General features: G+C 71.3%; 28 protein-coding genes. 6 read left to right on the forward strand and 22 right to left on the reverse strand.

What is annotated here, in order from left to right; genetic code table 11:
* Nucleotides 1-768: 768 nt before the first annotated feature.
* The gene (locus ACFOVU_RS29205; RefSeq protein WP_378538716.1) at nucleotides 769-2,052 is read left to right on the forward strand and encodes an Nramp family divalent metal transporter; all 1,284 of its coding nucleotides are present in this window, start codon (nucleotides 769-771) and stop codon (nucleotides 2,050-2,052) included.
* A gap of 128 nt (nucleotides 2,053-2,180) precedes the next feature.
* Here the strand turns inward: ACFOVU_RS29205 and rdgB are convergent, their stop codons facing one another.
* Both rdgB and rph read right to left on the reverse strand, forming a co-directional pair.
* Nucleotides 2,181-2,804, reverse strand: coding sequence for an RdgB/HAM1 family non-canonical purine NTP pyrophosphatase (gene rdgB / locus ACFOVU_RS29210; RefSeq protein WP_378538718.1), 624 nt, complete (start codon nucleotides 2,802-2,804; stop codon nucleotides 2,181-2,183).
* Nucleotides 2,801-3,520, reverse strand: a complete 720-nt coding sequence (rph, locus tag ACFOVU_RS29215) for a ribonuclease PH (protein ID WP_378538720.1) — start codon at nucleotides 3,518-3,520, stop codon at nucleotides 2,801-2,803. The genes rdgB and rph overlap by 4 nt, the downstream gene beginning before the upstream one ends.
* A gap of 239 nt (nucleotides 3,521-3,759) precedes the next feature.
* Here rph and ACFOVU_RS29220 point away from each other — a divergent pair, with 239 nt between their 5' ends.
* The gene (locus tag ACFOVU_RS29220; RefSeq protein WP_378538721.1) at nucleotides 3,760-4,467 is read left to right on the forward strand and encodes a hypothetical protein; all 708 of its coding nucleotides are present in this window, start codon (nucleotides 3,760-3,762) and stop codon (nucleotides 4,465-4,467) included.
* Between the two features lie 15 nt (nucleotides 4,468-4,482).
* On the opposite strand, the gene ACFOVU_RS29225 is transcribed toward ACFOVU_RS29220, so the two are convergent.
* Complete coding sequence (locus ACFOVU_RS29225; RefSeq protein WP_378538723.1) at nucleotides 4,483-5,253, reverse strand: MBL fold metallo-hydrolase; 771 nt, start codon at nucleotides 5,251-5,253, stop codon at nucleotides 4,483-4,485.
* Between the two features lie 228 nt (nucleotides 5,254-5,481).
* Nucleotides 5,482-6,306, reverse strand: coding sequence for a thioesterase family protein (locus ACFOVU_RS29230; RefSeq protein ID WP_378538724.1), 825 nt, complete (start codon nucleotides 6,304-6,306; stop codon nucleotides 5,482-5,484).
* Between the two features lie 180 nt (nucleotides 6,307-6,486).
* Here ACFOVU_RS29230 and ACFOVU_RS29235 point away from each other — a divergent pair, with 180 nt between their 5' ends.
* Nucleotides 6,487-7,035, forward strand: a complete 549-nt coding sequence (locus tag ACFOVU_RS29235) for a DinB family protein (RefSeq protein ID WP_378538726.1) — start codon at nucleotides 6,487-6,489, stop codon at nucleotides 7,033-7,035.
* A 70-nt stretch (nucleotides 7,036-7,105) separates the two neighbouring features.
* On the opposite strand, the gene ACFOVU_RS29240 is transcribed toward ACFOVU_RS29235, so the two are convergent.
* The 5 genes from ACFOVU_RS29240 to clpS form a co-directional block, all read right to left on the reverse strand.
* Nucleotides 7,106-8,053 (reverse strand): PLP-dependent cysteine synthase family protein, encoded by a 948-nt coding sequence (locus ACFOVU_RS29240; protein ID WP_378538727.1) that lies wholly within the window; start codon nucleotides 8,051-8,053, stop codon nucleotides 7,106-7,108.
* Nucleotides 8,054-8,058: 5 nt separating this feature from the next.
* Nucleotides 8,059-8,337 (reverse strand): MoaD/ThiS family protein, encoded by a 279-nt coding sequence (locus tag ACFOVU_RS29245; RefSeq protein WP_378538729.1) that lies wholly within the window; start codon nucleotides 8,335-8,337, stop codon nucleotides 8,059-8,061.
* 118 nt (nucleotides 8,338-8,455) lie between these two features.
* Nucleotides 8,456-8,872 (reverse strand): Mov34/MPN/PAD-1 family protein, encoded by a 417-nt coding sequence (locus tag ACFOVU_RS29250; RefSeq protein WP_378538730.1) that lies wholly within the window; start codon nucleotides 8,870-8,872, stop codon nucleotides 8,456-8,458.
* A gap of 57 nt (nucleotides 8,873-8,929) precedes the next feature.
* Nucleotides 8,930-9,502, reverse strand: a complete 573-nt coding sequence (locus ACFOVU_RS29255) for a DUF2017 domain-containing protein (RefSeq protein ID WP_378538732.1) — start codon at nucleotides 9,500-9,502, stop codon at nucleotides 8,930-8,932.
* A gap of 49 nt (nucleotides 9,503-9,551) precedes the next feature.
* A complete protein-coding gene (gene clpS / locus ACFOVU_RS29260) occupies nucleotides 9,552-9,842 on the reverse strand; it encodes an ATP-dependent Clp protease adapter ClpS (RefSeq protein ID WP_378538733.1) in 291 nt (96 codons plus the stop codon).
* Nucleotides 9,843-10,064: 222 nt separating this feature from the next.
* Here clpS and ACFOVU_RS29265 point away from each other — a divergent pair, with 222 nt between their 5' ends.
* Nucleotides 10,065-11,381, forward strand: a complete 1,317-nt coding sequence (locus tag ACFOVU_RS29265; protein ID WP_378538735.1) for a nicotinate phosphoribosyltransferase — start codon at nucleotides 10,065-10,067, stop codon at nucleotides 11,379-11,381.
* Nucleotides 11,382-11,412: 31 nt separating this feature from the next.
* Nucleotides 11,413-12,003 (forward strand): isochorismatase family protein, encoded by a 591-nt coding sequence (locus ACFOVU_RS29270; protein WP_378538737.1) that lies wholly within the window; start codon nucleotides 11,413-11,415, stop codon nucleotides 12,001-12,003.
* 48 nt (nucleotides 12,004-12,051) lie between these two features.
* Here the strand turns inward: ACFOVU_RS29270 and ACFOVU_RS29275 are convergent, their stop codons facing one another.
* Nucleotides 12,052-12,834: an FkbM family methyltransferase gene (locus ACFOVU_RS29275; protein ID WP_378538738.1), complete on the reverse strand. Its 783-nt coding sequence runs from the start codon at nucleotides 12,832-12,834 to the stop codon at nucleotides 12,052-12,054.
* 153 nt (nucleotides 12,835-12,987) lie between these two features.
* Here ACFOVU_RS29275 and ACFOVU_RS29280 point away from each other — a divergent pair, with 153 nt between their 5' ends.
* Nucleotides 12,988-13,530 carry a dihydrofolate reductase family protein gene (locus ACFOVU_RS29280; RefSeq protein ID WP_378538739.1) on the forward strand — a complete coding sequence of 181 codons (543 nt, stop codon included), beginning with the start codon at nucleotides 12,988-12,990 and terminating at the stop codon, nucleotides 13,528-13,530.
* Between the two features lie 22 nt (nucleotides 13,531-13,552).
* Here the strand turns inward: ACFOVU_RS29280 and ACFOVU_RS29285 are convergent, their stop codons facing one another.
* The 12 genes from ACFOVU_RS29285 to ACFOVU_RS29340 all read right to left on the reverse strand — a co-directional run bounded on the left by ACFOVU_RS29285 (nucleotide 13,553) and on the right by ACFOVU_RS29340 (nucleotide 25,794).
* Nucleotides 13,553-14,563: a tryptophan--tRNA ligase gene (locus tag ACFOVU_RS29285; RefSeq protein ID WP_378538741.1), complete on the reverse strand. Its 1,011-nt coding sequence runs from the start codon at nucleotides 14,561-14,563 to the stop codon at nucleotides 13,553-13,555.
* 92 nt (nucleotides 14,564-14,655) lie between these two features.
* On the reverse strand, nucleotides 14,656-15,696 hold the full coding sequence (locus ACFOVU_RS29290) for a zinc metalloprotease (RefSeq protein ID WP_378538742.1): 1,041 nt from the start codon (nucleotides 15,694-15,696) through the stop codon (nucleotides 14,656-14,658).
* A gap of 98 nt (nucleotides 15,697-15,794) precedes the next feature.
* Complete coding sequence (locus tag ACFOVU_RS29295) at nucleotides 15,795-17,507, reverse strand: DEAD/DEAH box helicase (RefSeq protein WP_378538743.1); 1,713 nt, start codon at nucleotides 17,505-17,507, stop codon at nucleotides 15,795-15,797.
* Nucleotides 17,508-17,630: 123 nt separating this feature from the next.
* Nucleotides 17,631-17,798 (reverse strand): hypothetical protein, encoded by a 168-nt coding sequence (locus ACFOVU_RS29300; protein ID WP_378538744.1) that lies wholly within the window; start codon nucleotides 17,796-17,798, stop codon nucleotides 17,631-17,633.
* A 7-nt stretch (nucleotides 17,799-17,805) separates the two neighbouring features.
* Nucleotides 17,806-18,606, reverse strand: a complete 801-nt coding sequence (locus ACFOVU_RS29305; RefSeq protein ID WP_378538745.1) for a class E sortase — start codon at nucleotides 18,604-18,606, stop codon at nucleotides 17,806-17,808.
* Nucleotides 18,607-18,954: 348 nt separating this feature from the next.
* Nucleotides 18,955-19,218 carry a DUF3039 domain-containing protein gene (locus ACFOVU_RS29310; RefSeq protein ID WP_378538746.1) on the reverse strand — a complete coding sequence of 88 codons (264 nt, stop codon included), beginning with the start codon at nucleotides 19,216-19,218 and terminating at the stop codon, nucleotides 18,955-18,957.
* Nucleotides 19,219-19,280: 62 nt separating this feature from the next.
* Entirely contained in the window at nucleotides 19,281-19,865 is a 585-nt protein-coding gene (locus tag ACFOVU_RS29315) for a YqgE/AlgH family protein (RefSeq protein ID WP_378538748.1), read from the reverse strand.
* Between the two features lie 124 nt (nucleotides 19,866-19,989).
* Nucleotides 19,990-21,387, reverse strand: a complete 1,398-nt coding sequence (locus tag ACFOVU_RS29320) for an NAD-dependent malic enzyme (protein WP_378538749.1) — start codon at nucleotides 21,385-21,387, stop codon at nucleotides 19,990-19,992.
* Between the two features lie 242 nt (nucleotides 21,388-21,629).
* Complete coding sequence (locus tag ACFOVU_RS29325) at nucleotides 21,630-22,352, reverse strand: cytidylate kinase-like family protein (RefSeq protein ID WP_378538751.1); 723 nt, start codon at nucleotides 22,350-22,352, stop codon at nucleotides 21,630-21,632.
* 111 nt (nucleotides 22,353-22,463) lie between these two features.
* Nucleotides 22,464-23,405, reverse strand: a complete 942-nt coding sequence (locus ACFOVU_RS29330) for a co-chaperone YbbN (protein WP_378538752.1) — start codon at nucleotides 23,403-23,405, stop codon at nucleotides 22,464-22,466.
* Nucleotides 23,406-23,439: 34 nt separating this feature from the next.
* Entirely contained in the window at nucleotides 23,440-25,152 is a 1,713-nt protein-coding gene (locus ACFOVU_RS29335) for an acyl-CoA mutase large subunit family protein (protein WP_378538754.1), read from the reverse strand.
* A gap of 96 nt (nucleotides 25,153-25,248) precedes the next feature.
* Entirely contained in the window at nucleotides 25,249-25,794 is a 546-nt protein-coding gene (locus ACFOVU_RS29340) for a MarR family winged helix-turn-helix transcriptional regulator (protein ID WP_378538755.1), read from the reverse strand.
* Between the last annotated feature and the right edge of the window lie 383 nt (nucleotides 25,795-26,177).

The following is a 26,177-nucleotide window of genomic DNA, read 5'->3' on the forward strand; positions in this document are numbered from 1 at the left end:
CCCGAACCACCCACAAAGAGCGTTTCCCGAGGCTTTTCCGCAGAGGCGGAGCTCCCGTCTTGCTGTTGTGCCCTCACTTTATCAGCCGTTCCGCATTGCGCCAAACCGGCGTCTCCGCGAATCCGGCTTCTAAAACAAAGCCGACCTCCCCATTCGCACGCACGTGCATACACGATCAACACGCGGCATGCTCAGGTTCGGATCCAACGTCAGAGTGTTCGGATCACGTCCGCCTGACCGGCGTCCGTGTCATCCTCACGAGGGGGGACCGACCGCCCATCCGAACAGATGTTCCACGGATGTTCGGGGCTCGGTTCCCGTGCCCTCCAAGCGTAGCGGTTCGCCGTCGATGCTTCGAACCGTTTTTCCGGGGGCCGCCGTCACGTCCATCGCCCTCTCGGGCGTCTCCGGTTCCGGCTCGGTGCAGACTACCCGACTCCGTCGGGCCCCGCGCACGGGACACGCCCGCGTGGCGAGTCCTCCCAGCCGATCTCCCCGCCGGCCCTCCACGGATCGACGGTCGCGGCGACCGAACGTGCTCCCGCGCGCACGCGGATCGGACGCCGGAATCGCGTCCGATCCCCCGGAATCCCTCTCCATCCCTTGCACAGCAGCACATTGCACGACATTGCATTCCGTCTACACCAGGGGCCACTGTGGCCTCACTCATATCGATCGTGCACCGAATGACCGCTGACCATTGCCCGGAGGCGCCGCGGTTTTGCAGATTTGCCCTTTGACCCTTCGGAGTCCGAGGAAGGATCCCCCGTGGCCGTATCCGACGCATCGGACGCCTCGCAAGCGGCGTCTCCACAGCGCAAACCCAATTGGAAGCTCATAGGCCCCGGCCTGGTCGTCGCCGCGACGGGCATCGGGTCCGGCGACCTCGTCGCCACCCTTGTCGCAGGGAACCTCTTCGGCTACACGTTGCTGTGGGCCACGATCGTCGGCGCGGTCATCAAGATCTCCCTCGCCGAGGCCACCGGCCGCTGGCACCTCGCCACCGGCCGCACCATCTTCGACGGGTGGTCCAGCCTCGGCCGGTGGACGCACGTCTACTTCGCCCCTTACATCGTCATCTGGGGGTTCGTCTACGGCGCCGCCGCGATGTCGGCGTCCGCACTGCCGCTGGCCGCCCTGTTCCCCGCGCTGCCCCTCTGGGCATGGGCGATGATCTGCGGTGTATCCGGCCTGATCTTCGTCTGGTTCAACCAGTACGCGGTGTTCGAGAAGGTCATGACCGTCTTCGTGGGGGTCATGTTCCTCACGGTCGTCGGCCTGGCGATCTACGTGGTGCCCAATGTGGGTGAGGCGCTTCTCGGGCTCCGCCCGATCGTGCCCAACGCGCAGGACTCGCTGATGACGACGCTCGCGCTCATCGGCGGTGTCGGCGGCACCATCACCATGGCCGCCTACGGCTACTGGGTGAACGCCAAGGGGTGGCGCGACGCCACCTGGATCCGGATGATGCGCTGGGACAACCGGGTCGCCTACATCACCACCGGCCTGTTCGTCATCGCGACGCTCATCCTCGGCGCCGAGCTGCTGCACGCGACGCAGATCACCCTCACGCAGGACGACCAGGGCCTGCTGGCCCTCGGCGACGTGCTGGAGGACCGCTTCGGCCGGGTGGTCTCGGTCATCTTCCTGGTGGGCTTCTTCGCCGCCGCCTACTCCTCCATCCTCGGCGTGTGGCACGGCGTCAGCCTGATGTTCGCCGACTTCGTCGGGCACATGCGCGGCAAGATCAACCGTCCGGTGGAGGAGCGGGAGCAGAGCTGGGCCTTCCGCGGCTACCTGCTGTGGCTGACCTTCCCGCCGATGCTCCTGCTGCTGTTCGACCGCCCGTTCCAGCTGGTGCTGGTCTACGGCATGCTCGGCGCGTTCTTCATGCCGTTCCTCGCGCTGACCCTGCTGTGGCTGCTCAACTCCAAGCGCGTGCCGCAGCCGTGGCGCAACGGGTGGGTGAGCAACGTCGGCCTCACCATCGCCGGCCTGCTGTTCATCGTCCTGTGCGTCAACGAGGTCATCAACCAGATCAGCAGTATCTGACCGATCGCCTGCGGGCACCCCGCACGCACGCAGATGTGGCCGCCGTCCCCTGGAATTCGCCCGGGGGACCGCGGCCACACGGTGTTCCGGGACTCCCCGGGTGAGCATCGGCCTGCTGCGGCCGACGGTCAGAGCAGCACGCCGAGCCGCTTCGCGAGGTCGCGGAAGGCGATGCCGCGGTGGCTGATGGCGTTCTTCTCCGCGGCGCTCAACTCGGCGGTGGTACGGGTCTCGCCTTCGGGCACGAAGACGGGGTCGTACCCGAACCCGTTCTCCCCGCGCGGCTCGGCGACGATGTGCCCGCGCAGGACGCCTTCGGTCACCTCTTCGCGGCCGTCGGGGAACGCGACGGCGGCGGCGCACACGAACTCCGCCCCCCGCCGGTCCTCGGGGGTGTCGGCGAGCTGGTCCAGGACGAGGTCGAGGTTGGCGGCGTCCTTGTCACCCGTCGCCGCCCCGAACCGTCCCGACCAGCGGGCCGACAGCACGCCGGGCATCCCGTTCAGGGCGTCGACGCGCAGACCGGAGTCGTCGGCGATGGCCGGAAGCCCGGTGTGGGCGGCGATGGCGCGCGCCTTGAGCAGGGCGTTGCCGGAGAAGGTCGGCTCGGTCTCGGCGACGTCGGGGGCGCCGGGGTGGTCGCCGAGGCCCGTGACGTCGGCGGCGACGCCGGCGTCGGCGAGGATCGCCTGCACCTCGGGGACCTTCTTGAGGTTGCGGGTGGCCAGGACCACGGTCGCGCGGCCGCTCATCCCGCGAGCGCCTTCTTCTGGAGCTCCGCCAGTTCCGTGCAGCCGCCCAGGGCGAGGTCGAGGAGCTTGTCGAGGTCGGCGCGCTCGAAGGGGGCGCCCTCAGCGGTGCCCTGGACCTCGATGAACCGGCCGTCGCCGGTGACGACGACGTTCATGTCGGTCTGGGCGACGGAGTCCTCCAGGTAGTTGAGGTCCAGCCGCGGCTGCTCCTGGATGATGCCGACGCTGACCGCCGAGACCGACCCGCTCAGCGGGTTGTTCTTCAGGTTGCGCCGCTTGCGGAGGTACTTCACGGCGTCGGCGAGGGCGACGTAGGCGCCGGTGATCGCGGCGGTGCGGGTTCCGCCGTCGGCCTGGAGGACGTCGCAGTCGAGGGTGATGGTGTGTTCGCCCATGGCCTTGAAGTCGACCACGGCCCGAAGGGACCGGCCGATCAGCCGGGAGATCTCGTGGGTGCGGCCGCCGATCTTGCCCTTGACCGATTCGCGTGCGCCGCGGGTGTCGGTGGCGCGCGGCAGCATCGCGTATTCCGCGGTGACCCACCCCTCGCCGGTTCCGCGGCGCCACCGCGGGACGCCGTCCTCGACGGACGCGGCGCAGAGCACACGGGTGTCGCCGAATTCGACGAGGGCGGAGCCTTCGGCGTGGCGCAGCCAGTTGCGGGTGATGGTCACGGGCCGGAGTTGGTTCGGAGCGCGTCCGTCGGGTCGAGCCATGCCAGGAGCCTATCGGGCACGCGGCGCGGGCGATCCAGGTATCCCTTGGCTTACGGTCGCCGGACGCCGCAGTGGTTTTCGTCCGGAAAGGTGGCACCATGAGGGTGCCGCTCCCTCCGGCCCCCGTGCGGGAGGCGGCCCCGCCCTGAACCCCGGATGGCAGAGGTCCCCACGCGATGGCTTTTGAACCGAGGAACGCACCGGTCGCCCGGTGGGCGATCGGTGGTTTCGCGGCCGTGATGACGGTGTCGCTCGCCGGCTGTGGCGCCGAACCGGGTGGGCAGGCGTCCGCGGCACCGCCGGCGTCGGAGTCGCCGGAGCCGCTGTGGACGGAGTTCGGCGGGGAGCCGCTGAGCCGCACCGCCCCCTCGGCGGACCCCGGATCCGCGGAGCCGTCGGCGGAGCCGGAACCCGTGGAGGCGCCGCCGATTCCGGAGTCCTGTGAAGCCACCGGGATCCTGGAGGACATCACCGTCGTCACCGGGCGGATGGCCGACCCGGAGTTCACCGAGGTGCGCAGCGATCACCGGCTCGAGTGCTCGTGGGCGGGGTTCAGCACCAGCGACGGCAGCGAGGTCGTCATGGTCACCTACACCCCGGGCGGCGGGGTGGTGGAGTACCCCGGCCACATGCCCGACGTGGCGCTGGACAGCGCGGCGTTCTTCAGCACCGAGGACATCGCGGCGCTGGGCGGGATCGCCGAGTGGCACACCGGTGAGATGTTCTCGGGGGCCGATCTGCACCTGCCCGGCATGCTGGTCTCGATCTCGTCCAACTCCGGCGACGTGCAAGGCGCCGACCTGCTGGAGGTCGCCACGGCGACGGCGGGCACGGTCCTGCCTGAAGCCAGCGCCGGTGACGGTGCCGGAGACGGAGAGGGCGACGACGGCGGGGATGGCGGCGAGGGCCGGGACGCCGAGGATTCCGGCGGCGACGACGCCCCGTAGCCCGCGCCCGCCGGCTCAGACCGCGCCGAGGACCGGGGTGCCGATGTCGTAGACGGCGCCGGGCCGGGCGAGGTCGATGGGGCCGGCGAAGGCGCCGCGCGCCTCGGTGAGGGTGCGGTCGTCGTCGTTCCACGGGACAAGGTGGGTCAGCACCAGGCGCCGGGCCCCGGCCCGCTGTGCGTGCTCACCGGCTTCGCTGCCCGTCAGGTGCATGTCCTTGGGGTGGTCGCGGTGGTCGTGGAAGGACGCCTCGCACAGGAAGAGGTCGGTGTCGCGGGCAAGGTCGACGAGCTCGTCGCAGGCGCCGGTGTCCCCGCTGTAGGTGAGGCTGGCGCCCCCGTACTCCAGCCGGATCCCGAACGCGTCCACGGGGTGGTTGACCCGGTCGAGGTGGGCGGTCATCGGACCGATGGGCAGGGCGCCGGGCGCGAGTTCGTGGAAGTCGAAGGTCTCGGTCATCCCGGGTTCGGGGTCGAGGCCGTAGGCCTCGGCCATGCGCTCGGCGACACCGGGCGGGCCGTAGACGGGGATGGGGGGTTTCGGACCACCGTGCGGGAAGGTCCGGGCGACCCAGTACGAGCAGAGGTCGAAGCAGTGGTCCGCGTGCAGGTGGCTGAGGTAGACGGCGTCGATGTCATAGATGTCGGCGTATCTCTGGAGCGCACCGAGCGCACCGTTGCCCAGGTCGAGCAGCACGCGGAAGCCCTCAGCCTCCACGAGGTAACAGGATGCGGGGCTGGCCGGTCCGGGGAAGCTCCCCGACGAGCCGATGATGGTGAGTCGCACGTCGCTTATGCCTTTTCGATCAGGGTGCCTCCGCGGAGACTCACGCGGTGAAGCGGGTGTGTCGCGGGGTGGGCGTCTCCGTGTTCTCCGTGTTACGGGTCTACCCCAATGTCCACCCTTGCGGTACCTAATGTGGCCCGCGTCTCACGCGTTGTGAATCACATGTGAATTGCTCTCACGAGGCAACTTTTTCCGGTCCCTGGTGATCCCTGGTGATCCGTTCCGCCGCTACCGCCCGCGCGGCCGTCCCGAGCGCGCCATCTGGCGGCTCTGGGCGACCAGCCGGCCCTTGACGTCCCACAGGTCGACGTTCTCGTCGAACCAGCCGTCGCTGACCGCGTCCGCGCGGGAGCGGAAGGCGAGCGGGCCGGGTTCGGGGACGGCGCGCATGTGCCAGGTCAGCTCGACCGTGGGCGCCCACCGCCAGGAGTCCAGAACGGTGACCACCGGGGGCAGGGCGTCGACGGCGAGCGGCAGGAACAGGGCGGGATCGTCCGCGGGGCCGCCGTCGGCCTCGCTCAGGTCGACGTAGCCGAGGAGTTCGGGGATGCGGTCGGCCGACTCCCCCCGCAGCCGGGCCCAGCTCTCGGGCGTGAAGGAGGTGTCGATCCGCTCGGTGAAGCCCTGCGGGGCGCCGCTGGAGGACTCGGCCCGCGGGTCGAAGCGCCGGCATTCCCCGATGGAGGGCATGGCGGGCGCGGGCGCCGCGAAGGCGGGGACGGCCGCCGGGTCCAGTGCTCCGGTGGCGATCACCCCGGTGACCAGCGGTGTGTCGTTCTGCCGGATCACGGTCTGGACGGTGGTGACCGTGCGCCCGGACTTCAGGACGGTCGTCTCGACCTCCGCGGGGCCGTCGCCGGCGGGGCGCAGGAAGTGGAACGAGGAGGAGACGGCGTGCGGGTGCGGGGATTCGGCCAGGGCCGCCCGCTGCATGACCGCCATGAGGTAGCCGCCGTTCATCGCGGCCCCGATGAGGTAACCGGCGTCGAGGCGGGCGGTGTAGCGGCCCGCGCCCGCCGGCGCGACCTCGGTCGCGGAGTCGAATCGCGTCATGTACCCCATTGAACCGAATCCGGTTCCACCGCCCCTACCCGGCCCTCCGTCCACGATCATGCGGACCCGCGAGCACGGTGCAATGAGGAACGGAGCGGTCCTAGTTCGTCCCTAGAGTCGGGCGCGCCGGGCCGAGGACGGGCCCGGGGGACGAAAGCGAACGAGAGTAGGGGTGTCGACATGGCGGCTGCGGAGAAGAACGGCACGGCCGACGAGCGGGCCGAGGTCCTGGCGATCCTCGCCGAGCAGCGCGACACACTGCGGCTGGCGGTGGACGGGGTCACCGACGAGGAGGCGGGTCGCCGCACCACGGTGAGCGAGCTGTGCCTGGGCGGGATCGTCAAGCACCTGTCCGCCGTCGAGCGCGGCTGGATGGACACCCTGCTCGGGCGGCCCCGGCCCCTCCCCGACCTCTCCTCCCCCGAGGTGCAGGCGGCCTGGCGGGACGGGTTCCGGATGCTGGAAGGCGAGACGCTGGCGGGGCTGCTGGAGGACTACGCGGCGACCGCGCGCGCCACCGAGGAGATCGTCATGGGGCTGCCCGACCTCAACGGGCGGTCGCGCCTGCCCGAGGCGCCGTGGTTCCCGCCGAACGCGTCGTGGACGGCGCGGCGCATGCTCCTGCACCTGATCCGCGAGACGGCACAGCACGCCGGGCACGCCGACATCATCCGGGAGGCGCTGGACGGCGCCAGCACCACCATGCGGATGCCGGTCGCGGCCGCCTGAAGCCCACCTCGCTGAATGAGGAGACGAGGAGAGGGGGCGCCGCGGCGCCCCCTCGTCCCCGGTGCCGGGCTCAGGCCCAGAGCTGGCCGTCGAGCCGGGCCTCGGCTTCGTCGAGGGTGCCCTCGTAGGCGCCGGTCGACAGGTACTTCCACCCGCCGTCGGCGACGACGAAGGCGATGTCGGCGCGCTCGCCGGCCGCGACCGCCTTGCGCGCCATGCCCAGCGCCGCGTGGAGGGCGCCGCCCGTCGAGAGCCCCGCAAAGATGCCCTCCTGGGTGAGGAGTTCGCGGGTGCGCTTGAGCGCTGCGTCGGCGGGCACGGAGAAGCGCGTGGTGAGGACGGATTCGTCGTACAGCTCGGGGACGAACCCCTCGTCGAGGTTGCGCAGGCCGTAGACGAGCTCGCCGTAGCGGGGCTCCGCGGCGACGATCCGCACGTCGGGGCGCTGCTCGCGCAGGTAGCGCCCCACCCCCATGAGAGTCCCGGTGGTGCCCAGCCCCGCCACGAAGTGGGTGATGCCGGGCAGGTCAGCCAGCAGCTCGGGCCCGGTGGTCTCGTAGTGGGCGCGGGCGTTGGCGGGGTTGCCGTACTGGTAGAGCATCACCCAGTCGGGGTGCTCGGCGGCCATCTCCTTGGCCACGCGCACGGCCTCGTTGGACCCGCCCTCGGCCGGCGAGAAGTGGATCCGCGCGCCCCACATCTCCAGGAGCTGCTTGCGCTCGGCCGAGGTGTTCTCGGGCATCACGCACACCATGGCGTAGCCGCGCAGCTTGGCGACCATCGCCAGGGAGATCCCGGTGTTGCCCGAGGTGGGTTCGAGGATGGTGGCGCCGGGGGCGAGCCGGCCCTCCTTCTCGGCCTGCTCGATCATGTAGAAGGCGGCGCGGTCCTTGATGGAGCCGGTGGGGTTGCGGTCCTCCAGCTTGGCCCACAGCCGCACCTCGGGCGACGGGGACAGCCGCGGCAGGCCCACCAGCGGGGTGCCGCCGAGGGAGTCCAGGAGCGAGTCGAAGCGCATGGCGGCTAGCGCATGCCGCCGGCGACGGCGGGCAGGATGGTGACGGTGTCGCCGTCCTTGAGCTCGGTGTCGAGGCCGCCGGTGAACCGGACGTCCTCGTCGTTGAGGTAGACGTTGACGAAGCGGCGCAGCTTGCCGTCGTCGCTGAGGCGGGCGCCCAGCCCGGGGTAGTTCTTGTCGAGGTCGGTGATCAGCTCGCCGAGCGTCGCGCCCTCGCCGTCGACGGCCTTCTTGTCGCCGGTCAGGTTGCGCAGGATGGTGGGGATGCGGACCTCGATGGCCATGGGTTCTTCTCCGTGGTTCTGGGTGGCGGCTCTGCGTTGCCCGGTGGTCGCCGGGCGCTTCCAAGCTTCCAACAGGCGGCGCCCGCGAGTGATTCCGCGGGCGGCGCCGGGGGCAGGGTCATGCCCCGGCGGCGGCGACCTCGACCGGCTCTTCGGTGACCTCGCCGTCGATGATGCGGTAGGACCGGAACTCCACGGTGTCGGGCTCGCGGGTGGAGACCAGCACGTAGTGGGCGTTGGGCTCGGAGGCGTAGGAGATGTCGGTGCGCGAGGGGTAGGCCTCGGTGGCCGTGTGGGAGTGGTAGATCACCACGGGCTCTTCGTCGCGGTCGTCCATGTCGCGCCAGACCTTGAGCTGTTCGATGGAGTCGAACCGGTAGAAGGTCGGAGAGCGCTCGGCGTTGGCCATCTCGACGAACCGCTCCGGGCGGTCGGAGCCCTCGGGGCCGGCGACGATCCCGCACGCTTCGTCGGGGTGGTCGCGGCGCGCGTGGGCGACGATCAGGTCGTAGATCGCGCGGTCGATCCTCAGCATGGTCCTCAGCGTAGCGGAGAAAATATTCCTACCCACCGACTGGGTATGTCTTCGCTCTCAGTCCTCGGTGCCCGGGGGCAGCGAGCCGAACAGCGACTGCACGAGCGTCTCCTGCACAGCGCTCAGCCAGTCGTAGATGTGCAGCGCGGCGGCGTCCTCCGGCGCGACCCGGGCCTCGCCGCGCTGGAAGGACTCCAGGCTGCGCTCGTCCATGTCGAGCCGGGTCCCCAGGGCGAGCCGGACGTCGTTGAGCGCTTTGAGCCAGGTGTGGGCGTCGCCGTTGCCGAGGGTGACCCGGCCGCCGGAGGCGGGCACGGCGGCGAGCACCGCCTGCGCGTTCGCGCGCTTGTGCCGGCGCAGGCCGTCCTCGGTGTAGCGGCGGAAGTCGCCGGCCGCCTCGGCGTCGTCGCCGTAGGCGTCGGGGAAGAGCCGCGCCAGAACGGGGTCGGCGGGCTTCTCGCGCTCCTGCCCGATCCCGATGAGCGCGGCGAGGTCGTCGGGGCCCTCGGGTTCATCGGGCGCGTCGACCACGTCCAGCAGGAGGGCGGCCATCGAGCGCAGCACCGCCGACTCGTCGGCGTCGAGGTCGATGGCGACCCCGCCGCGGACGGACCGGAAACCATTGGTCATGTTGGACAATCCACCCTGCTGTCGGAACGTGGAACGGTCGGCCGCGCGATCAGGTGTCCTGCTGGAGCGTGGCCCACAGGCCGTACTCGTGCAGGACCGTCACATCGCGCTCCATCTCCTCACGGCTGCCGGAGGAGACCACCGCGCGCCCCTTGTGGTGCACGTCGAGCATCAAGGCGTTGGCCTTGCGCCGCGAGTAGCCGAAGACCGACTGGAAGACGTAGGTGACGTACGACATCAGGTTGACCGGATCGTTCCAGACGATGGTCACCCAGGGGAGATCCGGCCGCACATCCTCCTCGATGTCCGGCCGCTCCAGCTCGACCGGCGCCGTCGTCATGGATGACTCACCTACCCGTGTCCCGTCGTCAGGCCGTTGGCGGCGCCGCACACCGGCACTGCGCTCTGCTACCTCGCTCAACGTACGGCGGCGGCGCTGTGTCCCCGCCGCGGGCCGCTTCCGGTGACCATTCTTCCACCGTTTCCGGGGTACCGCCGCTGACCTGGGCACGACCGGCCCGGTCACTTTGTTCCTGCGGGACACTAACTAGTCTTGGCAGTTATGACCGACGACTGGAGCAGCGCACTGCTCACCGACCGGTACGAACTGACGATGCTGCAAGGGGCGCTGCGCAGTGGCACCGCCCACCGCAAGACCGTGTTCGAGATGTTCGCCCGCCGCCTCCCCGACGCCCGCCGCTACGGCGTGGTGGGCGGGCCGGGCCGGTTCCTCGACGCCCTGGAGCGCTTCCGGTTCCCCACCCCCGTTCTCGATTTCCTCTCCGATGCCCGCGTCGTCGACGAGCCCACCCTCGAATGGCTCGCCGGGTACCGCTTCACCGGCGACGTGTGGGGCTACGGCGAAGGCGAATGCTACTTCCCCGGGTCGCCCATCCTCGTCGTGGAGAGCACGTTCGCCGAAGCCGTCCTCCTGGAGACGATCGCGCTGTCGATCTACAACCACGACTCCGCGATCGCCTCGGCCGCCTCGCGCATGGTCACGGCCGCCGGGGGGCGGCCGCTGATCGAGATGGGCTCGCGCCGCGCCCACGAGGCGGCGGCGGTCGCCGCGGCCCGCGCCGCCTACATCGCCGGGTTCGCCACCTCCTCCAACCTCGAAGCGGGGCGCCGCTACGGGGTGCCCACCGCCGGCACAGCGGCGCACGCGTTCGTGCTGCTGCACGACAGCGAGCGACACGCCTTCCAGACACAGCTCGACGCGCTGGGCGTGGGCACGACCCTGCTGGTCGACACCTTCGACGTCGAGCGCGCGGTGCTGACCTCCCTGGAGCTGGCCGGCCCCCGGCTGGGCGGGGTGCGGCTGGACTCCGGCGACCTCGCCATCACGGCGTCGCGCGTGCGCAAGATCCTCGACGAGCACGGCGCCACCGAGACCCGCATCGTGGTGACGGGCGACCTCGACGAGCACGCGATCCAGGCGCTGGCGGTGGCGCCGGTCGACGGCTACGGCGTGGGCACCGCCCTGGTCACCGGGTCGGGGGCGCCCACGGCGTCGCTCGTCTACAAGCTGGTGGCGCGCGCACGCGAGACCGGCGCCGACGCCCCGCTGGAGCCGGTGGCCAAGCGGTCGGTGGGCAAGCCCAGCAAGGGCGGGCGCAAGTGGGGCTACCGCCGGCTCGACGGCCAAGGGGTCGCCGGCGGCGAGGTCGTCTACGACTACGCCCCCCAGGAGACCCGCGACCTGCGTCCGCTGCTGCGGCACCTGGTCTCGGGCGGCGAGGTCATCGGCCGCGAGCCGCTGGACACCGCGCGCGAGCGCCACACCGCCGCCGTCACGGAACTGCCGGACACCGCCCAGCAGATGTCCCGGGGCGAGCCCGCGATCCCGACGCACTTCGAGCAGCGCAGCGCCATGTGACACCGAACCGCACACCGAGGGGGAACGACCGATGAAGGCACTACTCGTCATCGATGTACAGAACGACTTCTGCGAGGGCGGGAGCCTCGCGGTCGCGGGAGGGGCGAACGTGGCCGCCAAGGTCACGCGGTTCATCGCCGACCACCGGGGCGACTACGCCCACATCGTGGCCACCCGTGACCGCCACATCGACCCCGGGGCGCACTTCTCCGAGGACCCGGACTTCGTCGACAGCTGGCCGCGGCACTGCGTTGTGGGGACACCGGGCGCCGAGTTCCACCCGGCGTTCGACACCGGCGGGGTCGAAGAGGTGTTCAGCAAGGGCCAGTACGTCGCCGCCTACAGCGGGTTCGAGGGCAGCGCCGGGGGCGACGAGGAGGCCGACAAGGGGCCGGGCCTGGAGGAGTGGCTGCGCGAGCGCGGCGTCACCGACGTCGACCTCGTGGGCCTGACCACCGACCACTGCGTCCGGGCGACCGCCCTGGACGCCGCCGCGGCCGGGTTCGGCACCCGCGTCCTGCTCGACCTCACCGCGGGCGTGGCCCGCCCCACCACCGATGCGGCCCTGGAGCGGATGGCCGACGCGGGGGTGACGCTGGAGGGGACGCCGGTGGTCGGCTAGTCCCATGGCCAGGCGGCAAGACCGCCGACGCGTCGCGGCATCACCGCGTCACGGCCGTCCCGCGCCGTCGGCCGTGAACAGGTAGTTGCGGTGGCCTTCGCGGACCTCGCCGACCTGCTGCCAGCGGCCGGCGATCCAGGCGCTCATGCGGTAGCCGAGCCCGCGCAGCCGGGTGACGACGGCGGCGGCGCCGGTCCCGTACTTGGCCAGATGCCGGTCCTCGATCTCCAGGAGCAGCGCGGGGCGGTGCGCGGTGAGGGTGGCCCGGCCGCCGTCGAGCACCGCGAGCTCGGCGCCTTCGACGTCGGCCTTGATGACGTCGACCCGTTCGATCCCGCGCTCGGCGACGAGCTCGTCCAGCGTTCCGACCTCGGTCGCCACCAGCCGCTCGCCGTGGAACTCGGCGTTGGGGCCGGGGCCGTCGGCGCCGGTGGTCAGGTAGGCGCGGCCGTGCACGGGCAGGCCGCGCCGGACGGGCAGGCTCAGCGTCCCCTCGCCCGGCCGCCCGGCGAGGGCGCGCCGGACGAGGTGGACGCTCGGGGCGTCAAGGGCGCGGATCGCGGCCTCCAGGAACCGCGCCGGCCCGGGCAGCGGCTCGACCGCGTAGACCGTGCCGCCCGGCCCGGCGAGGTCGGCCATGGCAAAGGTGTAGAGGCCGTACTCGGCCCCGATGTCGATGCAGACGGCGCCCGGCCGCACCAGCGTGCCGAGCGCGGCCACCTCGTTCTCGATGAAGAAGGCGTTGGGGGCCAAGCGGCGGAGCGCGGCGGCGACCGCCCGCAGGCGCAGGTGCGCCCGGGGACCGCGCGGCGGGGTGGACAGCGGTGTCATGAGGTCTCCACGCAGGGGTCGGTCGGCGGCGGGGCCGGGGCGGCGCGGCGCCCGGATGTCCGAACCGAATGCTATGCACAAAGGGCGTCCCCGGGCCGCCGCTGACACGCGGCCCCGGGCGCCGACGGGACTCGACGCGATCGGAGACGGGCCATGGCCAAGTTGCAGTACCAGTGCACCATGTCGCTGGACGGGTTCATCGCCGGGCCGGGCGGTGACATGTCCTGGCTCTCCGTGTACAGCGGGCCCAATCCGGCGGTCGACGACCTCAAGGAGCGGACCGGGGCCCTGCTCGTCGGCAACCGCACGTTCGGCGGCGACGACCCGCTCAAGGGCACCGAGCACGAGGGCGAGGCCTACGGCGGCGGGTGGAGCGGGCCGCAGTTCGTGGTCACCCACCGCCGCATGGCGTCGCCGGTGCCGGGGGTGACCTTCGTCGGCGGCCTCGACAGCGGTATCGCCGCCGCCAAGGCCGCCGCGGGCGACAAGGACGTCGGCGTCCTCGGCGCCGACATCGCCCGGCAGTGCCTGGAGGCCGGCCTGCTCGACGAGGTCTTCGTGTTCATCGTGCCGGTCCTGCTCGGCGACGGCGTCCGCCTGTTCGACCACCCCGGCGGTGCCACGATCCGCCTCGAGCGCCTCAGCCAGAGCGAGGCGCCCGACTCGACCAACCTCCGGCTGCGCGTCGTCAAGTGAGCCGCCCGCGCCGGGGCGGCCCTCAGTCGATACCGACGGCCGTGCGGACCTTGGCCAGGGTGGCGCGGCTGCGCTCGCGGGCGCGCTCTGCTCCGGCGGCGAGGATGGAGTCGAGGTCGCTGCCCGGGGCGACGAGTTCCTCGTAGCGCTCGCGCATGGGGGCGAAGGTGTCGTTGAGGACCTCGAAGAGGTCGTTCTTCAGCTCGCCCCAGCCCATGCCGCCCTCCTCCAGGCGCTTGCGGACCTGCGCGGTGCGCTCGGCCGGGGCGAACTGGGCCAGGAGCTGGAACGGGACGGAGGAGTCGGGGTCCTTGGGCGCCTCGACCGGGGTGGAGTCGGTGGGGATGCGGCGGACCAGCTTCTTGAGCTTGTTCTCGGGCAGGAAGATCGGGATGTGGTTGTCGTAGGACTTGCTCATCTTGCGGCCGTCGATGCCCGGCAGGATGCTGGCCTCGCCCTCGGGGTAGGAGCCCTGCGGGATCGGGAAGGCGTAGGAGCCGCCGTAGAGGTGGTTGAACGCGCGGGCGATGTCGCCGGTGTACTCGATGTGCTGCACCTGGTCGCGGCCCACCGGGACGACGTCGGCCTCCATGACCAGGATGTCGGCGGCCATGAGGATGGGGTAGTTGAACAGGCCCATGTTGACCCCGGCGTCGAGGTCGGTGCCGCCGGCGGCCTCGTTGCGGTCGCGCGCGGCCTTGTAGGCGTGGGCCCGGTTCATCAGGCCCTTGGCGGTGACGCTGGCGAGGATCGCGGTGAGTTCGAACACCTCGGGGATGCTCGACTGCCGGTAGATGATGGTGCGGTCGGGGTCGAGACCGCAGGCGAGCCAGGTGGCGGCGACCGACCGGATATCACCCCGGAGCCTGCCTGGGTCCTTGACGGAGTTGAGCGAGTGGAAGTCGGCGAGGAAGTACATGGTGTCGTTCTCGCTCGCCGCGGCCAGCGCCGGTTTGATCGCCCCGATGTAGTTGCCGATGTGGGGCATCCCCGACGTCTGAACGCCCGTGAGGTAGGTCTTGGTCGCTGCCATGACGTCGATTTTATCGGCGCCACGCCCGCCCCTCGCCCCACGAGGAGGCCCCCGGGACCCGGGGGCCGTCCCCGTGACCGGCGCGGCGGCGGTCACGCGCGGAAGGCGGCCCACGCGTCGGACATGCGCTCGCCCTGGCCCTTGGTGAAGTGGTTGAGGCAGGGGTCGTCGCTGTAGTTCATGAAGTTGTGGATGGGGTCGGTGCCCTCGCGGTCGGGGCAGGTGTCGCGGCCCTCGGGGCAGCCGCTCGACTGCTCGCGCTCGTAGGGGGTGTCGTCGACGTAGTCGCCCGGGTCCTCGCAGCCGTTCTGGAAGGTGTGGTAGAGCCCCATCCAGTGGCCGACCTCGTGCACGGCGGTGTAGCCGAGGTCGAACCCCTTGCGGCCGCCGCCGGGAACGGTGCGGTGGTCGACCACGACGCCGTCGGCGGCCGGGTCGGCGGTGTACTCCTGCGGGAAGGTCGACTGGCCGAGGATGGCGTCGCCCAGGTCGACGGTGTAGAGGTTGAGGGTCCCGGCGTCGCCCTGGTGCAGCTCGTCCTTTATCGCGCGCTCGTTCGCGGCGAAGCGGCCGAACCAGGTGTCGTCGGCGTTGCGGGTGATGTCGGCCAGCTCGAACCGGATGCCGGTGTCGGCGCCGCCGAAGCCGCCGCCGAACCCCTTGTTCATGACGGCGATCTGCTCGTCGACGGTGGCGTCGTCGACGTCGCCCTTGCCGTCGGTCCCCGAGATCACGTGCACCACGACCGGGACCGTCGTGGGCGCGGACGGGCTGGGGGCCTGCTGGCGGACGGGGGCCTGGCGCAACTGCCGGTCGAGGTCGGCGGCCTGCCGGGGGCTGAGCGCGGCGGGGTCGTCGGGGCCCGGCACGGCCATGCGGGCCCGGCCCGCGCCCGGCGTCCCGTCCTCGCACTCCGGGTCGCCGGCGGGGTCGCGCACACCGGCCGCGGCGGCGTTCCCCCCTCCGGCGCCGGGCGGCGGCCCCGTGGTCGGGGCCCCCTCTCTCGCTGGGGATTCGGCCGCGGTGACGGCCACCAGGCCGGCCAGCGCGAGGCCGCTGAACAGCAGCCCACCCCATGTGCCCGCTTTTCCACCCGCATTTACCGACCGGAGCGCATTTCCACCTTGATTCATGATCACGGAGTGTAGTCACCCGATTGCGGTGAATCGCCCCCGACGTCGAACCTTGTGGATTGTTTGCCCGCTGTTGCGGTGGACCGGCCCCGCGCCGCCTACGCGCCCCCGGTGGCCCAGGCGCGCAGCTTGGCGATGCGCTGCCGGATCTCATCGGGCGACGCCTGGGCGATCGGCGGGCCGCCGCACGCGCGGCGCAGCTCGGTGTGGATGACCCCGTGGGGCCGGCCGGTGCGGTGGTGCCACGCGCCGACCAGGCCCTGCAACTCCTTGCGCAGCTCGGCCAGGACCTCGTGCGTGGGCGGCCCGTCCTCGGCCTTGGGCGCCTTGAGCCGGCCCGCCCGCTGCTCGGCCTTGCGCTTGCTCAGCAGCTGGGACACCTGGTGCGGCTCCAGCAGCCCGGGCAGGCCCAAGAAGTCCTCCTCCTCCGGCGACCCCGGGGCTCCGCCGCCGAACTCCGAGCCGTCGTAGAGCGCCCGGTCGAATTCGGCCGCCGACTCCATGGTCTCGAAGGGCAGCTCCTCGCCCGCGTCAGGGGTGTCGCGCTTCTTGCGGGCCTCGTCGATGAGGTCCTGCTCGGGGTCCTCGCCGTCGCGGGCGGGCCGGTCGAGCGCGTGGTCGCGCTCGCGCTCCATCTCCCCCGCGTACTCCAGCAAGGTGGGCACCGACGGCAGGAACACCGAGGCGACCTCGCCGCGGCGGCGCACCCGCACGAAGCGCCCCACCGCCTGGGCGAAGAACAGCGCGGTGCTGGTGGAGGTGGCATAGACCCCGACCATCAGCCGCGGGACGTCGACCCCCTCGGAGACCATGCGCACGGCGATCATCCAGCGGTCCTCGGACTCGCTGAACTGGGAGATCTTCTTGCTGGCGGTGGGGTCGTCGGAGAGGACGACGGTCGCGCCGCGCCCGGTGATCTGGCGCAGGATGCGCGCGTATGCGCGGGCGTTCTCGTGGTCGGTGGCGATGACCAGCCCCCCGGCGTCGGGGGTGCTGTTGCGGACCTCGGTGAGGCGGCGGTCGGCCGCGGCCAGCACCTTCTTGATCCAGTCGCCCTTGGGGTCGAGCGCCGCCCGCCACGCCTGCGACAGCGCATCGGGGGTCAGGGGCTCGCCCAGGCGCGCGGCGAGCTCGTCGCCCGCCTTGGTGCGCCAGCGCATCTCGCCGGAGTAGGCCATGAAGATGACCGGGCGGACCACGCCGTCGGCCAGCGCGGGGGCGTAGCCGTAGCTGTAGTCCCAGGCGCAGCGGCGCACGCCGTCGTGGTCCTGGACGTAGTCGACGAAGGGGATGGGGTTGACGTCGGAACGGAACGGGGTACCGGTCAGGGACAGCCGGCGCGCCGCGGGGTCGAACGCCTCGCGGACGGCGTCGCCCCAGGACAGGGCGTCGCCGGCGTGGTGCACCTCGTCGAAGATGACCAGGGTGCGGCGCGACTCGGTGCGGTTGCGGTGCAGCATGGGGTGCGCTGCCACCTGCGCGTAGGTGACGGCGGCGCCGACGTACTGCCGCCCCAGGGGCCCCTGCCCGTTCTTGAAGTCGGGGTCGACGGCGATGCCGAACCGGGCTGCGGCCTCGGCCCACTGCTTCTTGAGGTGCTCGGTGGGGCAGACCACGGTGATCGAGCGGACGGTGTGGCGCGCCAGCAGCTCACTGGCGAGGGTCAGCGCGAAGGTGGTCTTTCCGGCCCCCGGCGTGGCCACGGCGAGGAAGTCGCGCGGCTGGCGCCGGAAGTACTCGTCGAACGCCTCGCGCTGCCAGGCGCGCAGCCCGCTCAGCCGTTCGGCGGTGGTGGTGTCAAGAAGCGTCATGCTGCCATTCCCGAGGTGCTCACCCGGTCGAGATTAGCCGTCCGCGCGGACCGGGGCGGCAAAGAGCGGGCGGCGCGTTCGTCACGTTCCGCCGCCCGGGCCCCGGCCCCGGCGGGGTCCGGGTCACCCGCCGCCGACGTCCACGGCGCCGTCGTTGAAGGGCATGTAGGGGTCGGCCCAGGGGAAGACGATGTACCACAGCAGCGCCGCGGCGCCCGCGATGAGCCCCAGTGCCAGGACGAGCTTCACGGGCCAGGGGCCGGGCAGGATGCGCCAGATCAGGCCGTACATGAGCGGATCACGCCCCCTGTTCCGCGGCGCTCTCGGGGGCCATGTCGGCGATGTTGTCCGGCATGCCGTCCTCCTTGGGCCTGGTGTCGGTGAGTTCGGCGTGGATGATCAGCCGGTGGGTGTTGTTCAGCTTGGGCGCGCACGTGGTGAGCGTGAGCAGGCTGCGCTGCGGGGAGTCGTTGTTCTCGGGGTCGAAGGGGTCGGGGTCGACCACCTGCACCTGGTCGGGGGTGACGGTGACCTCCTCGATGACCTCGTAGGTGTAGAAGTTGTCCTGGTCCTCCAGGACGATCTCGGAGCCGTCCTCCAGCAGGTCGAGGTCCCAGAAGATGCCCGGTGTGCGGTGCCCGGCGACCGCGTAGTTGCCGGGCTGGCCGGGCTGGGTGGCGTCGCCGCCGCTGACGGCGTCGTCGCCGTAGTGGCCGGGGCTGAAGCGGATGTCCTCCTGGGAGACGCCGTTGACGACCACCCACTGGAGGTCGAGCGAGGGGATGTACATTCGGCTGTTGGCCGACCCCGGCAGGGGCTCGGAATCGGGGCCCTGGGGCGCCTCCCAGGTCTCTTCGAGCCCCGCGGCGAGCTGGTCCTGCTCGCGGCCGGTCTCGAACTGCTTGCCGTAGATCTCGTAGGCGGCGAAGAAGAGCATGATCAGGCCCGCTGTGAACAGCAGCTCCCCGAAGCCGCGGACGATGCCGCGCGCGACGTCGCCGCCCGTGCGCCGCCGGGCGGCGGGCTTTCTGCGCCGGCCCCGGCTGCCGCCCCGTCGGCGACCTCCCCGGTGCGACTGCCGTTCACTTGTGGAAACCATGTGACCTACCCGTGGGTTGCGAGCCCGCGCGGGGCCGCGGCCGCCATGGAGCGGGGCATGGTGCGCGGACTCCCGGGCGCGAAGGCGCCAGGACGATGGACGTCGGCGAATGATCTCGTGCTCTCGGAGGGGGCGATCGGTCACCGGGCCGCCGCCGGCGCTGCGCCGTGGGCACAATGACGCGATCTGTCCCTGTGGAGCGTACCGCGCCGGGGGCCCGGACCACAGCCGCATCACCGGGATTGTGGACGCACGGCATGGCCACATGCCGAGGGCCGGAACGGCGTGTGCGCGCTCCGGCCCCGGTCACGCCGGACCGCCTCCCCGGTCGGTGCGGGGAGCCGGGATCTAGCGGGTCAGCTCCTCGTAAATCTTCTTGCATTCCGGACAGATCGGGAATTTCTCCGGATCGCGGTTGGGCACCCAGACCTTGCCGCAGAGCGCGATCACGGGGTCGCCGGTGATGGCGCTCTCGGTGATCTTGTCCTTCTGCACGTAGTGCGCGAACCGCTCGCGGTCGCCGTCGCCGTGCGAGATGTCCGGGTTCTGCGAAATATCCGGCCGGGTGTCGCTCTCGGGCACCACCCTGTTGACAACAACGTCCATCGACATCCTGCCCTCACATCTCCTGCGTCTCACTCCACGGTATCCGCAGGACCGGCGCGAGACGCAATTCAGTTCATGGTCGGATCATCGGGGAAGGTCGACACCAGGGCGAGATCCCCGCCCTGACGGCGCAGGACCCGCGACCACAGCGACGACGGGGCCCGGGAGAACACGTCCTCGACGCTCGCGGGCAGCACGTACCAGGCGCCTTCGTCGATCTCCTCGCCGAGCTGCCCCTCGCTCCACCCGGTGTAGCCCGCGAACACCCGGAACCCGCCCAGGGCGCCGCCCAGGATCTCGGGCGGGGCGTCCAGGTCGATCACACCGAGCCGGGCGATCTGGGAGTCCTTCTCGACGTTGGCGAGGGGGCGCCACCCCAGAGGGGTGTCGTCGCCGCCGGGCATGCCCAGGGCCAGCCCCGAGCCCGCGCCCACCGGGCCGCCGGCGAACATCACCGCAGGGTCGCTGACGAACCCGCTCCACGCCGACAGGACGTCGCCGACCGGCAGGTCGGAGGGGCGGTTGACGATCACGCCGAGGGTGCCCTCGGCGGAGTCGTCGTCGATCACGAAGACCACCGAGCGCCGGAAGTTGGGGTCGTCCAGCATCGGGGTCGCCACCAGCAGGCTGCCGGTGAGAATCGAACCGTCCATGCCCCACGTGTACCTGCACGGCCGCCGATCCGCCACCCCCAATGGGCAACCGCGCCATTACGGCCGGTATTCCGGCGGGGGCTGACCAGAAAGCACAGCATGGCCGCCGGATACGGCCCGGCCGTTACTCCCCCTGCTCGCGCAGCGCCGCCTTGCGCACCGCGGAGGCCACGTGCTGCGACAGGTCGGTGTGGAAGACGCTGGGGATGATGTAGTTCGGGCCGAGCTCGTCGTCGGTGACGACGTCGGCCAGGGCCTCGGCGGCGGCCACCATCATGTCGGAGTCGACGTGACGGCTCTGCGCGTCGAGCAGGCCGCGGAAGACCCCGGGGAACACCAGGACGTTGTTGATCTGGTTGGGGTAGTCGCTGCGGCCGGTGGCCACGACGGCCGCGTGCAGGTGGGCGACGTCCGGGTCGACCTCGGGGTCGGGGTTGGCCAGCGCGAAGATGATGGAGTCCTCGTTCATCTCGGCGATGTCCTCGCCCCCCAGCACGTTGGGGGCCGAGACGCCGATGAACACGTCGGCCCCCGCGACGGCGCCCTTGAGGTCGCCGGTGTAGCCCTCGGGGTTGGTGTTCTCGGCGATCCAGCGCAGGTTGGGGTCGAGGTTGTCGCGCCCGTCGTGCACGGCGCCGTGGACGTCGCAGACCACGATGTGCTTGGCCCCCGCGTGCGTCAGGAGCTTGAGGATGGCGGTCCCGGCCGCGCCCGCCCCCGACATGGCGATGCGGACCTCGCTGAGGCTCTTCTCGACCACACGCAGCGCGTTCTTCAGCGCGGCGAGGACGACGATCGCGGTGCCGTGCTGGTCGTCGTGGAAGACGGGGATGTCCAGCAGCTCGCGCAGCCGGGCCTCGACCTCGAAGCAGCGGGGCGCGGAGATGTCCTCCAGGTTGATGCCGCCGAAGCCGGGGGCGAGCACCTGCACGGTGCGCACGATCTCGTCGACGTCCTGGGTGTCGAGCGCGATCGGCCAGGCGTCGATGTCGGCGAAGCGTTTGAACAGGGCGGCTTTGCCCTCCATGACGGGCATGGCGGCCTCGGGGCCGATGTTGCCCAGGCCGAGCACGGCCGAGCCGTCGGTGACCACGGCGACGCTGTTGCGCTTGATCGTCAGCCGGCGGGCGTCGTCGCGGTTGGCGGCGATGGCCTGGGAGACGCGGGCGACACCAGGGGTGTAGGCCATGGACAGCTCGTCGCGGTTGCGCAGCGGCACCTTCGACTTCATCTCGATCTTGCCGCCGAGGTGCATGAGGAAGGTGCGGTCGCTGACCTTGTGCACGACGACGCCCTCGATCGCGCCCAGCGCGTCGACGATGGCCTGGGCGTGGTCGGTGTCGCGGGCGGCACAGGTGACGTCGATGCGGATGCGCTCGTGGCCCGCTTGGGCGACGTCGAGGGCCGTGATCACGCCGCCCACCTGCTCGACTGCGTTGGTCAGGCTGCCGACCGCGCTGCCGTGTCCGTCGAGTTCCAGCCGAACCGTGATGGAGTAGGAAACGCTGGGAAGGGTGGCCACGTGAAGCTCCTCGATTGAACGGATCTGTCTGCCGCGCTCGCGTCGGGCCGGGGCCGGGCCGGTGCGCGTCCTCGCCGGTCAGGTCGGGGGTGGCGAGGCACTTCCTTCATGGTGCCACCACCGGCGGGCTCTGTGCGCCCCAGCACCACGAAAGGGACATCGGGAATCAACGTTCCATTCTTCAGTACGGATGATCCGATGACCGGCCCGCTGCCCGGGCGGCACCGATGAAATCCCTCACATCAGGCCTGCCCGGACTCCGTGGCCGCCTGCGCACGCTCCCTCGCCAGGCGCTCGATGATGTCGACGCAGGTCGCGAGGGGGATCACGGTGGAGTCGAGGACCAGGTGGTAGAGCTTGGGCGCGTCGGGGTCGGTCCGGTAGAAGCGCCGGACGTAGGAGCGCCGGGCGCGGTCGTTGTCGTCGAGCTCGCGCATGGTCGGCGGGTGCCAGACAGCGGGTGCGGTCTCCTCGGCTCCGGTCGCGAGGGCTTCACCGCGGCCGGCCTCGCGCAGGCCGCAGGCCTGGGCGAGGCGCCGTTCGCGGGCGCCGTCGAGCCGGACGTGCAGGGCGTTGGGGGCCGAGGCCAGGACCACCGCTGCGGCGCGGCCGAGGATCACCCCGCCGGTGGCGGCGACCTCGCCGATCACGTGCTCGGTGCGGTCGACGAACTCCTGGTCGTACAGCAGCCGGCCGTCGGAGTCGGTGGCGCCGATGAAGGTGGTGTCGATGCCGCCCAGAGAAACCGTGGGCATCCGGGCGGCGCTGGCGAGCAGGCGCTCGAACCCGATGGGTGCGCGGTCGTCGTGCTCCAGCGCGTCCTCGAGGGTGCAGCCGATCCGCTTGGCGACCGCACCGGGGATGGCGCGGTCGAGGAAGGGCACGCCCAGGCGCTCGGCGACGGCCGGCCCGACGATGCTGCCCCCGGCCCCGTACGTCGCGGACACAGTCACCACGTGTCTCATCTCGCCACCCCCGTTACCTGTGGTGGGGTGGTACCCCGGGAGGCGGCACGTACGTCATCCGGCGCCGGATTTCTCGCCCGCAAAGTGCGGACGGGACCGGGGGCCGAGCGGTCAGAACAGGGCGGCGGTGAGGCCGCGGCGGGCCTTGGCCACCCGGGGGTCGCCCGAGGGCAGCACCTCGAACAGCAGCAGCAGGTGCTTGCGTGCGGCGTCGCGGTCGTCGCCGGAGGTGCGCTTGACCGTGGCGATCATCCGGTCGAAGGCGTCCTCGAACTTGCCGCCGTACATGTCGATGTCGGCGACGCGGGCCTGGGCCTGGACGTCCTCGGGGCGGTCGGCGGCGGCTTGGCGCGCCTCGCCGGCGTCGAGCTCGCGTACCCGTGCGACCAGCCGGACCTGCGCCAGCTTGAGCTTGGCGGCCTCGTTCTTGGGGTCGGCCTCGACCGCCTTGGCGTAGACGGCCTCGGCGGCGGCGAAGTCGCCGCGCTGGAGGGCCTCCTGCGCCTCTGCCTCGACCGGGTCGGCGGGCGCCTGCTCCTCGCCGGCGCCGGCCTCGGGCTGCTCGGGGCCGAGGCCGGCGTAGTTCTCGGGCAGCACGCCCTGCTGGCGCAGGCCGTCGAAGACCTGCGAGAGCCAGTCGCGGATCTGCTCGCGGGTGGCCGGCCCGGCCGGACCCGGGACGACCTGCCCGCCGATCACCATGGCGACCATGGGCACACCGGGCGCGCGCAGCGCCTGGGCGAGCTGGGGACTGGCCTGGACGTCGATCTTGGCGACCGCCCACTGGCCGCCGGCCTCGATGGCCAGCCGGTCGAGCGCCTGCTCCACCTGGGACGACTGCTCGGAGTGCGCCTGGAGCACGGCGAGGACGACGGGGGTGTTCAGCGAGCGCTCCAGCACCTCCTGCTGGAAGTTCTGCTCGTCGACGTCGATGGCATAGGGGTTGGCGGTACCGGACGACTCCTCGGCCTGCCGTTTGGCCTCGCGTTCCAAGGCCGCCTTGCGAGCTCCGAGGTCGACCGCGCTCTGCATGGAGAAGTCCGAAGGCTGCATGCTTCTATCCTGCCGCATACCGGCAGGGGGTGGTTCAGAAGCGCGGGTCCTCCGTGTACGTGCCGAACTCCTCGCCCATGGTGGCGCAGATCTCGCCCATGGTGGCCTCGGCGCGGGCGGCGTCGAGGATGACCGGGATGAGGTTGGGGCGGCCGGGGTCGCGCACGGCGGCCAGCAGGCGGGCCAGGGCGGTGTCGACCGCGGCCTTGTCACGTTCGGCCCGCCGCCGGGCGAGCGCCCGTTTCTGCTCCTGCTCGACCTCGTGGCTGATGCGCAGGATCTCGACCTCGCCGGAGACGGTGGAGGTGTTGGTGTTGACCCCGACGATGCGCTTCTCGTCCTTCTCCAGCGCCTGCTGGTACTGGAACGCCGACTCGGCGATCTCGGAGGAGAACCAGCCGCTCTCGATGCCGGCGAGGATCCCCGAGGTCATCGGGCCGATCGGGTGCTCAGCGGTGTCACCGCCGCCCATGCGGCGGATCTTGTCGAAGACGGCCTCGGCGTCGGCCTCGATGCGGTCGGTCAGCGCCTCGACGTAGTAGGAGCCGCCCAGCGGGTCGGCGACGTTGACGACGCCGGTCTCCTCCAGCAGGACTTGCTGGGTGCGCAGGGCGATCTCGGCGGACTGCTCTGTGGGCAGCGCCAGGGTCTCGTCCAGGGCGTTGGTGTGCAGGGAGTTGGTGCCGCCCAGGATCGCCGACAGGGCCTCGACCGCGGTGCGTACGACGTTGTTGTAGGGCTGCTGGGCGGTGAGGGAGACCCCGGCGGTCTGGGTGTGGAAGCGCAGCCACTGCGCCTTCTCGCTGGTGGCGCCGTATTCGTCGCGCATCCACCGCGCCCAGATCCGGCGGGCGGCGCGGAACTTGGCGATCTCCTCGAAGAAGTCGATGTGGGCGTCGAAGAAGAAGGACAGCCCGGGCGCGAAGCGGTTGACGTCCAGGCCCCGGGACAGCCCCAGTTCGACGTAGCCGAACCCGTCGGCCAGCGTGAACGCCAGCTCCTGGGCGGCCGTGGCTCCGGCCTCGCGGATGTGGTAGCCCGACACCGACAGCGGCTTGAAGGCCGGGACGTTCTCGGCGCAGTACTCCATGAGGTCGCCGATGAGGCGCAGGTGCGGCTCGGGCGGGTAGAGCCACTCCTTCTGGGCGATGTACTCCTTGAAGATGTCGGTCTGGAGGGTGCCGTTGAGGGCGCCGATGTCGGCCCCCTGCCGTTCGGCGGCGGCCAGGTACATGCAGAACGCCGGGATCGCCGGGCCGCTGATGGTCATGGACGTGGTGATGTCGCCGAGCGGGATGCCGTCGAACAGCACCTCCATGTCGGCGACGGAGTCGATGGCCACGCCGCAGTGGCCGACCTCGCCCAGGGCCTGGGGGTCGTCGGAGTCGTAGCCCATGAGGGTGGGCATGTCGAAGGCCACGGACAGGCCGCCGCCGCCCGACTCCAGGATCATCTTGTAGCGCTCGTTGGTCTGCACGGCGTTGCCGAACCCGGCGAACTGGCGGATGGTCCAGGCTCGGCCGCGGTAGCCGGTGGGGTGCAGGCCGCGGGTGAAGGGGAACTCCCCTGGCCAACCGATCCGCTCGAACCCCGGGACCTGCGCGCCTTCGGGTGGACCGTAGACGGGGTCGACGTCACGGCCGGAGAGGGTGGTGAAGTCGGCGTCGCGTTTGCGTGCGGCGTCGTAGCGCTCCTGCCAGCGCGCGCGTCCCGCCTCGATGTCGTGAGGGTCCTGCGGATTGCCCATGGTCGAATAGTAGGACTTCCGAATAACTTTTCGGTAGTGCCGTTCGCCCTCCGTGAGTGCCGGAGCGGGCTCCTAGGGGTGTCCTAGGGGGACGGTTCAGCGGGGACCCTGGTCGCCATCATCGGGAGCGGCGACCGGGGCCGGGAAGTCCCCGAATCCGACACGCAGCGTGGTCAGCCGGCGGTGGATGTCCCACAGCTCGTCGTCGGTGTAGCCGTCGAGGCCGAAGTCCATGGCCGTCAGGTCGCGGGTGGCGTGCTCGACCACCTCGCGCCCCGGGTCGGTGATCTCGGCGAGCGTACCGCGGCCGTCGCTGGGGTTGGGCTTGCGGCGGACCAGGCCCTGGCGCTCCAGCCGGTCGATGGTGTTCGTGACGCTCGTGGGGTGGACCATCAGCCGCTCGCCGATCTTGCCGAGCGGCAGCGCCCCGGTGGAGGAGAAGGTGAGCAGCACCAGAGCCTCATAGCGGGCGAAAGTGAGCGAATAGGGCTTGAGCGCGGCGTCGAGCCGGCCGATGAGGATCTGCTGCGCCCGCATGATCGAGGTGACCGCGACCATGGCGGACGAGGAGCCCCAGCGGCGTGTCCAGTTCTCGTGCGCGCGCTCGATCGGGTCGAACGGAAGGTTCAACGGGTTACCCACCCCGCCACTGTAGCGACCCCGATCGGCCCCCTGAGCCATAGCATCACGATCGCCCGGGGCGCAACGAAATGGGCTGGCCGACGTCGGCCAGCTCAGCCCCATAGCCCCGCATTGACGGCGGATCGAATTGTTAGTTAAGTTTCCTAAAAATAAATCTCGGACCGGGGGACGGCCCCCTCCCGACCCGGTCCGCTCCGCGGCGGCGGCCTGGTGCGGCGGGCCGCCGCCGCGTTCTCTTGTGTCCCGTGGCACCGGGCGTGCCCCGGCCCGGACGCGCGAGGGGGCGGCCCTTGCGCAGAGCCGCCCCCAGGGGACATCAGATCCGGTTATTCGTTTCCGGTGGTGCCGGCCTCGACACCCGCCGTCTCCAACACCGCATCCGG

This window comes from Nocardiopsis sediminis, from assembly GCF_042650565.1.
Lineage (GTDB): Bacteria > Actinomycetota > Actinomycetes > Streptosporangiales > Streptosporangiaceae > Nocardiopsis_B > Nocardiopsis_B sediminis.